The following is an 8,664-nucleotide window of genomic DNA, read 5'->3' as shown; positions in this document are numbered from 1 at the left end:
TTTTATGAACATAGTTTGGAACTTTGTCTCGTCAGGTGCAAGATCTGAGTAAAATCTAGATGGAGTGGAGTACAGAGAAATGCTCAAACAGCCATAAATATGACTCTTACCTTACTTAGTAACGATTTAGGAAAAGAAGTTTTACAACAATGGGTACAACAGGGTTATTTTACGCCTCATGTTCTTTTTTATAAGTTGGCGCGTCGTTTGGCAGGTTTGGAAGAATACAACACCTATGAGAAATCAGAACAACAGTTAACAGACGATGAAGACAGAATCAAGCCGATGATGAAAATTGTAGATGACTTTCTCAGTGAAGATCCCGTAATCAGGCGTAATAGCTATAATCCCGCCACGACAAGACTATTAGAAATAGTACAACGTATTAATAATACGGGAGAAAGTGCCACTGATAAAGAAATAGAACAGGATTGTCGTAACTGGATAACCACTTTTTTTCCTAACACGCAAAGCAACTTAGATCGCCTGAAAACTGAATTAGAAAATCTTAGAAACCAACCAAACTCAGATAAATTATATCCCTATCTCACTAAGGAAGAAGAGATTGATATCATTGAACACCTTGCTTATCGCTTACAGTTTACTCTTACTATTACTCTGCTAGATCGCCATACTAAGATTGTTTTCTATGAGTGGCAAAATCGACCAAACAATATTCGCGAACCGTCACCCCATCGCAGGATGCCGAGGGGAATGGTGAATATCTTGCCCTTACCAGTGACAGGAAGACAATTCGGCACATATTATTCTAGTCAAGGCAATGATACTCTTAGTTTGTTTGCTTATTCTAATATCGGGCGAGATTACGTACTCAATTTTCATCGCTTGTTAACAGATTATGACGGTTTAAAAGGGCCGAATGTTCTCGCACTTTCGGGGACATCCTATTTACCCGACTCCACTGCTTTTCATGTTAGTGATCCTCAAGGGGTATTAATGCCTGAAAAAACAGCCCAACAAGCGATCGCTCAGAGTAAATTTGAATTTTTACCCCAGTTTAAGGACAATCAACCAATTCGCGTTTCTGGGAACTTGAATAATAAACAAAAAGCCCATGAAAAATTGACAGATGTTGCTAAATCTTTAGTCACTGAAAGCGGTAGCAATCATATCTTCACGGAATTAAAAACCCTCAAAGAATTAGGAGAAAACAAACCAGAACTTTGGGCAGATCGCGATCGCATTTTGATTTTAGTTAATTCTTACGATCAGTCTAAATGGGTAGCCGATGAATTGAGAACTTACTTAAACGATCTTCGTGATGAGATAAAGAATCTCCGAACAGATAATCTGAAACCAAATAAAAAGGGTCAAATTAATCCAGGAGAACTAAAAAGAGCAGATATCGAATCTTTTGCCTATACTGGAGGTAAGATACTGGTTGCCCCAACAAATTCCATCGGACGGGGTTTCAATATACTCAACAATAACGGTAAAGCAGCATTCGGTGCAGTTTATTTCTTCACTCGCCCCTATCCTCATCCCAACGATGCAGCCGCGATCGCACAAGAACTCAATCGACGGGCTTATGAATGGTTTGACAAAGAGGATTTTATTGCTTGGCAACAAGGAGACGGTATCGCCCAAAGTGCCGAAATATTGAGAAAAACAGCTAATAATTACTGGCGATCGGTTGAACACCGTTCTTATTATCTAACTTTGCTAGATAAACCAGATTTATGCGCTTTCCCTCGTTATGATTTAGCAGCCACAACATTGGGTAGAATTATTCAGGCTGTAGGCCGTTTAATCCGCGGTGGTGTTCCCTTTCACGGTTATTTTGTTGACTCTGCTTGGGCTGATAATAGTGCGAAAAGATTGGCTGCTGAGAGGACAGGTGACGATTCTGATCAAATTGATAACGACAGCGAAGAAAATAGTCTCTTAGTCGCCACAATACTCAGAGTTTGTGACTATGCTTGCGAAGATTCTTCAGTTGGGAATGCTTTATATAGACCCCTTGCTGATGCTTTAGAAAATATTGAAAACGTTTTCTTTTAAATATATTCGTAAAGCAAGTCACACCCAACCCTCCAAGTAAATTTTATTTAGAAATATTATACAAAAAAAAACATTCTAATGTCGCTTCACCTGCTCGTATGGATTTAGCAGAAAACGCATTTATAGATTTGAAAATTGCTGTATTAATGTTTCCTTTTTCTAAAGAAGTTCAGACTTTTTGTAAAGATATAGAACGGGTATTACGTAATAATAAAGTAGATGTTTTACTTCCCAATCATAAAAAATGGATTCCTTACACCAAAGCAGGAATAGAAATAGGACAATTATTTCACAAAGCCAGAAAAAAAGATTCCAAGAGTATTGAACAAGTTCAAATGAAAGGGGGAGATTTAGTAAAATTTGTTGTGGATACTTTAGTTAATCATTTAGAAAATCCTACTATTACTTTAATTGAAGCTGATGTTTGGCGTAACGAACGTAATAAAAACGGCAATAATAATCAAGCTTGGTTTCAATTAAAAAATGAATATTTATTAGAACAGCGAGATGTTTTAAATTTTAGTGGCGTACCTAATCATAATTATCAATATAAAAGAGATGAGGAAAGATTAAATAATTTATTGGGTGTTATTCGTCTTCGTAGTGGCAAAGAAACCCCTCAATATGTTACGAATAGACAGGAATGGGATGAAGATTCGGAAACTGAAGATTTTACTAAGTTAAGTGGTTTTATAGACAAAACACTTCCAGGATTATTACATTATTTTTCTATAGGTAGAATACCAGGAACCCAGAAAACACAGCATGAAAAGAAAGCAAGAAATCTAGGAAAAACAGAACGTGAAGATAATATCTATGCCGCTAATATTGCTTACAAACATCAGCAAATGATCGAGATGTTACCCTTTTTTGTTCGTAACGATTTGCACACAAAAGAAAATATTAAAGCACTTTGTCGAGTAGTCCACTATTTAAGAACTTCCCCTGCACATACTAAAGGAAATATTAGTCATCCGTACCCCATGCACATAGGCAACAATTTAATCGAAGATATGTTATGTATTCTAGGTTTTGATGATTAAAATAGTGATCAAAAAAAATCAATTAACCCCCAAACTAGGTTTAACAATCGCTGGTACAATACGTTGACAAGCCATTTTACCCCCAGCAATATTTCTAGCTACAGGGCCAATTTGTAAAGCAGCTAAACCACCCATAATAAAAAAGTTAGACTGGGGAAGACGTAAATATTTATCTAGTACAGGTAAACCGTTAACTATTTCTGTTGGATAAGTATTGAGTACCTCTCGTAATAAAGGATGCTCTTTAAGATTAAATTTAGTACCAGTAGCCAACCAGAGACGATTAAATTGATGTTTGCTTCCGTCGTCACAACAAACCTGCCAGAGATTATTTTGCCATTGTGCATTCCTAACTTGACAGCATTCGTTAATTATTATTGTGCCTTCTGAAACTGCCTTTCTTAATTGCAACATCATTTCAGGAGTCATTGAACCACCATTACGAGCTTGCTGAATTTGCTGGTAACGGACAAACCAATCGATTTCGGTTTGAAAGTTTTTCAGATATTTGGGTCCCAACCAACCAGGATCAGCATCAAAGATTTTTTCTTGTAACTGTTTTCTGGTCATTAACATAACAGTTGCTCCCAGTTTGATGGCACCTTTGGCTAAATGTCCGCTAGTTAAACCACCACCAACAATTAAAATCCTTTCTCCTGTTAGGTTAAGTTTGTTTAAATTTACTTCTTGGGAATGACACAATCTATCTGAGGGATAATATGAGTTAATCTCCTCTACCCAATCAGGACACTGTATTTTTCCACTTCCCGTAGCTAATACCACTCTACGACTCAGAATAGTTTCTCCCGTGTCTAAAAGCAATTGAAATCTAGGTCCCCAAGCACTTGTAACGGGTAAAATTTCGATGACTTTGGCAGGATAAACTTTATCAGTTAACTTCCACCGACGGATGACTTCATCACAGAAATCATTAAATAGTTTTGTTCCCGGTCTGTCGTAGGGAGAAAATAACTCATTACGGCGATGTTCGGCGAAGCTTCTTAATTGATGGGGGTTGGGATCAGGATGATGAACAGCAGGCGATCGCAAAGAAGGAATTTGTTGTGCCGCAAATTGTTGCTGCCATTGACTCATCCAAGTCTGACTAGGATCGAAAACCAGGAATTTACGATAATGCTTCGCGCTTTTTTGTAACAGATAAGTGGTCAAAGTAAGAGACTGAACCCCTGCTCCAATAATCGCTACGTCTATATAGTCAGGTAATTTCACTGTGGATTAAAAAAGAATGATAATCATTACTATTTTACAATAATGATTATGGTTTCAATTACCTATGTGAACTTATGCAGACATAGCTGTAACCTTAGTTATACTGTCTCCCTATCACTAGACATTTAAAAAGGTGGGAGATTCCCACCTTAAAATTATATTATTGTAGATTACGCCGGCTGAGTTTCCTTCTCTTTTTGTAGTAATTGAATGATTGAATTCTTCTCTAACAACCCGATAACTTCTCCATTTTCTCCGACTACTGTAAGTTGTTTTAAGGGATCATTGTCAAGTAATTTAACGACTTCTAGTAAAGTTTCGTTCGCTTGAATTGTAATTAGGTCGTTAACAGACTGCATAATCTCAAAAATCTTAACTTCTGTCCACTGAGATGTAGGTATTTTTTTCAGTCCCTCTACTTCCAATACACCTGATAACCTTTCTTCTTCGTTAATAACTAAGAACTTTCTCCATTGATTTTTCCCGATAACATAATCGTTAACGAATTCACGGACAGTTAAATTACTAGAAACAATGGGACTGTTAGGAATAACCGCATCTTCTGCTGTGTAACTATTTAAAGTTTCTTGCACCCGTGCAGATTGTGCAGAATTCCCTGCATTTTGTAACAAGAAAAGACCAATTAATAGAGTCCAAAAACTACCGAATCGAGTAATATCTAAGATGGATAAACCACCCACAGCAACCGCTAACCAGCCAAAAACTTGACCTACACGACTAGCAAAAATAATCCCTTTGTTGGGGTTTCCTGTAATTTTCCACACCAGAGACTTTAAGATGTTTCCCCCATCCAGTGGTAAGCCAGGAATCAAGTTAAATAACCCCAAAACTAGGTTAATAAAAGCTAACAAATTAATAACTGCTTCCAAAGGAGCCGAAAAGTTAAAAGTAGAGGCAACAAAAAAGAAAATAGCCGATAAGATTAAGCTGACACCAGGCCCTGCGATCGCAACTAAAAAAGCATCTAAAGGAGTGTCAGATTCTTTTTCTAAACTAGCTAATCCTCCGAATAAAAATAAAGTAATCGACTTAACATCAATCCCTTGGGAAATAGCCACAAAACTATGACCTAACTCATGAGCAAGTACAGATGCAAATAATAGTAAAGCCGTCACTAAACCCAATAACCAAGGTAGTAAACCATTTAACTGAGGAAAGAAGCTTAACTGTTCTCCATAACTAAAAGTAACTAGCCCTAAAACCAAAAACCACGACGGGTTTACATAAAAAGGAATACCGAATAAATTTCCTACTCTTATATTGTTATTCATCTGAATAACCTCCTGTTTTATCAGCGATTCTATTCTTTTTCGCTGTTTCTTAATCTCATTGTAACGAAGTGTAAAAGTAAGAAAAATGACAAGTTATCGTAAAACCCGTCCTCAAAGGTTCGGTTTATCTCGAAAGAGTAATTTAAGCAGATAAGAGAGAAAAGTGTCAACTGAAACAGTGATTAAAACCAGATTTTTGCTAAGATAAAGACCTTAGTAACCAATGTAAACATTCTAGAACTATGACCTACGTAACTTCCTCTGCTAGAGCAGAAATGAGCGAGCTAAGGCGGTTAAAAACATTATTACCCCCAGAACTACAAAACTGGGTGATGGTGGAAGGGAGTACGGAAATTAATCCCCCTCTCATACGCTGTGAAGAACTAGGAAGAGACGAAGTTGAAATTCAAATCGACTTAGCCAAATGGGAAAATTTAGCCATCGATCAGCGAAATCTGCTCTTTTGGCACGAAGTAGCCCGTATTCAAAACGACACCATTCCCAGAGAAGGATGGGAAATGGCTGCCCTTGCCATCGGTTTAGGCGGCGCAGTAGGAGAACTTTGGGTACAAGACGGCCTACTATTACTCTTAGCCTTAGCCTTATGTGGTATCTCCGGTTACAGACTGTGGCAAAAAAATAACGGAGACAAAAAATTAAAAGAATCTATCGAAGCCGATGAAAAAGCTATTGCGTTAGCCACTCGTTTTGGTTATACTTTGCCCAACGCTTATAAAAGTCTTGGCAGTGCTTTTAAAACACTCATTGAACAAACCCCTAATCGTCGGCAACGTAAACAGTATGAGTCCCGTCTACAAGCCCTCAGACGAAGTGCAAGCAAGGCAAAAGAGAAAATGCAGCAGGACAAGACTAAGCGTCCCTTGCGTTGACAAAATGGCATAACTCATAACAGGAGATGACTATCCAAACACCAGAAACTCCCTTTCCCATCGTCATTGTTGACAACTACCCTGTGATGAAAATGCCCGAACGTTTAACCGTATTAGAGGCAGTGCTTTTTAAGCAGGTGTGTCATCAATACTTAGCATCTGATTCTCTCCCTGAGCAACTGATTTTGGATTTCAAGGAAACTGAGTTTATGGATAGCAGCGGGGTAGGGGCTTTAGTTCATAACTTCAAAGCCGCTAAAAGTAGAAACGTCTCTCTGATTCTCTACCAAACCCCTCCCCCAGTCATGGCGGTTTTATCCATGACGGGACTCGATGAGATTATCCCTCTCACTACCTCTCTCCAAACCAATAAACACCCATCTGCTTCGGTTCAACCCCCTGAAACTCACCCTTCTGTTCGCTCTTGGATAAAACGGACAATCGATATTGTTGGTAGTTTAGTCGGTTTGTTCGTTACTGGTATTTTGTTTATCCCCATCGCAATTACTATAAAATTAGACAGCCCAGGTTCTATTTTTTTTCATCAAACCCGTTGCGGTTGGCTAGGAAAAAGGTTCAAAATGACTAAGTTTCGTTCCATGTGTGCCGATGCTGAAGCCCTTAAAAAGAAGGTTCCTAACCAAGCCAAGGGGGCTATATTTAAAAACACTAATGATCCTCGCATTACAAAAGTAGGGCGTTTTTTGCGCCGCACCAGTCTAGACGAGTTACCCCAGTTCTGGAATGTGCTAAAAGGGGAAATGAGTTTGGTTGGAACCCGTCCTCCAACTCCTGACGAAGTGGATCGTTATGAAGTTCCTCAATGGCAACGCTTAAACGTTAAACCAGGTATGACGGGGGAATGGCAGGTTTATGGTCGATCCCGAATTACTAATTTTGAGCAGGTGATCGAACTAGACTTAAGATATCAAAAAAATTGGAGTCATTGGTACGATCTTCAGCTTATCCTTAAGACTGTGTTAATTTTATTCCATAAGAATAGTGGTGCGGTCTAATCAACAAGGTACAAATCCTCAGTCTTTGCTCAAACCTTTTCAACTCACGGTTAAGAGCGAAATTTTAGCGTTAGAAAAAATATTAATTTGGTTTGAAACCGTTGCGAAACCCTATCTACCTCCTCAAGTTTTATGGGAATGTAAACTGGCTTTATCAGAAGGTTTCACAAATACAGTTCTCTACGCACACGATAACTTACCAGCTACCGTTCCCATTATTATTAATGTTAATTTTTATCATAGTTGGGTTGACATTTTAATCTGGGATGAAGGTCCTTTTTTTGATTTAAAAACTAAATTAGCACAATTAAAACAAGAGCAAACCCACCCTTTAGAATTAGAAGGCGATCGGGGTCTTTTTTTTATGGATAAGTTAACCGATGAATTAGATTATATTCGCGTTGATCACCATAAAAACTGCTTAAAGATGAAAAAGATATTAATACATAAGTAAATATTCCATTCTGCTTATGAGGTATCCTGAAATGCGTAAAGAATTACTGTTGTCGATAAAAATTTTATCTGATTTTAAATATCAAAAGAAAAATTGTTTGAAGCCTTGGGAAAAAATGCCTCAGATTCTGATTATATTAACTCCCCAGAATGGACAAATGTTGTTATAAATGCTAGAAATGCTTTGCGAGTATTAGATCAATGAAGCATTTAGGAGAATTTTAGCCAAAAACTGGTAGAAAGACTAAGCTTGCTGACTTCAGTTGTCAAGTAGAGGTATAGATAAGAGGATAAAGCAATGCAAAATATTAGCTTAGAACTTGCCTGGTATGAGAAAGAAGGAGACCAGTTTTTAGTATCTGTTATGCTAGTGGGGATAAATCTTTCTGAGTTAAATAACTTATTCAATCTATCCCCTGAAGATCCAATGCCATATATATATCCTGTTAAAGAAATTCATGTAAGTTTTTTACAGAAGTTCCTTAATGTGGAAATTGATCTTAAAAAGTATGACTACTTTATCGAAGACGTTACTTAAATAGGAAAATCCTGTTGGTGGCTTAGTTTGGCGACAGCTTTTCATTACCTCCAAGCGGCGGTGCCTTCCGCACTCCTTTCTTTGAGCTTCAATCTTGAAGATATTTTGACACTCCCCACGAATAGAATTCGGGGGATTCTTCCTTCATAGACTTATCTTGCTATCGCAGGACAAACCAGC

General features: G+C 37.8%; 8 protein-coding genes. 6 read left to right on the top strand and 2 right to left on the bottom strand.

What is annotated here, in order from left to right; genetic code table 11:
• Positions 1-99: 99 nt before the first annotated feature.
• Together P9B04_RS09860 and P9B04_RS09855 are read left to right on the top strand one after the other, a co-directional pair.
• Positions 100-2,022: a hypothetical protein gene (locus P9B04_RS09860; RefSeq protein WP_342054818.1), complete on the top strand. Its 1,923-nt coding sequence runs from the start codon at positions 100-102 to the stop codon at positions 2,020-2,022.
• A gap of 98 nt (positions 2,023-2,120) precedes the next feature.
• On the top strand, positions 2,121-3,065 hold the full coding sequence (locus tag P9B04_RS09855; RefSeq protein WP_342054817.1) for an RNaseH domain-containing protein: 945 nt from the start codon (positions 2,121-2,123) through the stop codon (positions 3,063-3,065).
• 18 nt (positions 3,066-3,083) lie between these two features.
• Here P9B04_RS09855 and P9B04_RS09850 read toward each other — a convergent pair whose 3' ends face one another.
• Positions 3,084-4,295, bottom strand: coding sequence for an FAD/NAD(P)-binding protein (locus tag P9B04_RS09850; protein WP_342054816.1), 1,212 nt, complete (start codon positions 4,293-4,295; stop codon positions 3,084-3,086).
• Between the two features lie 170 nt (positions 4,296-4,465).
• Positions 4,466-5,587, bottom strand: a complete 1,122-nt coding sequence (locus P9B04_RS09845; RefSeq protein WP_342054815.1) for a site-2 protease family protein — start codon at positions 5,585-5,587, stop codon at positions 4,466-4,468.
• Between the two features lie 242 nt (positions 5,588-5,829).
• Between P9B04_RS09845 and P9B04_RS09840 the strand changes: the two genes are divergently transcribed.
• From P9B04_RS09840 to P9B04_RS09825, 4 genes are all read left to right on the top strand, one after another.
• Positions 5,830-6,477, top strand: coding sequence for a DUF3318 domain-containing protein (locus tag P9B04_RS09840; RefSeq protein ID WP_342054814.1), 648 nt, complete (start codon positions 5,830-5,832; stop codon positions 6,475-6,477).
• Between the two features lie 26 nt (positions 6,478-6,503).
• Complete coding sequence (locus tag P9B04_RS09835; RefSeq protein WP_342054813.1) at positions 6,504-7,493, top strand: anti-sigma factor antagonist; 990 nt, start codon at positions 6,504-6,506, stop codon at positions 7,491-7,493.
• Entirely contained in the window at positions 7,480-7,947 is a 468-nt protein-coding gene (locus tag P9B04_RS09830; RefSeq protein ID WP_342054812.1) for an ATP-binding protein, read from the top strand. The genes P9B04_RS09835 and P9B04_RS09830 overlap by 14 nt, the downstream gene beginning before the upstream one ends.
• Before the next feature lie 297 nt (positions 7,948-8,244).
• Positions 8,245-8,484: a DUF7683 domain-containing protein gene (locus P9B04_RS09825; protein WP_342054811.1), complete on the top strand. Its 240-nt coding sequence runs from the start codon at positions 8,245-8,247 to the stop codon at positions 8,482-8,484.
• The last annotated feature ends 180 nt before the right edge of the window (positions 8,485-8,664 follow it).

Source organism: Crocosphaera sp. Alani8 (assembly GCF_038442745.1).
Lineage (GTDB): Bacteria > Cyanobacteriota > Cyanobacteriia > Cyanobacteriales > Microcystaceae > Crocosphaera.
The sequence above is the reverse complement of the archived record's forward strand: the minus strand, read 5'-3'. Positions and strand labels throughout refer to the sequence as shown.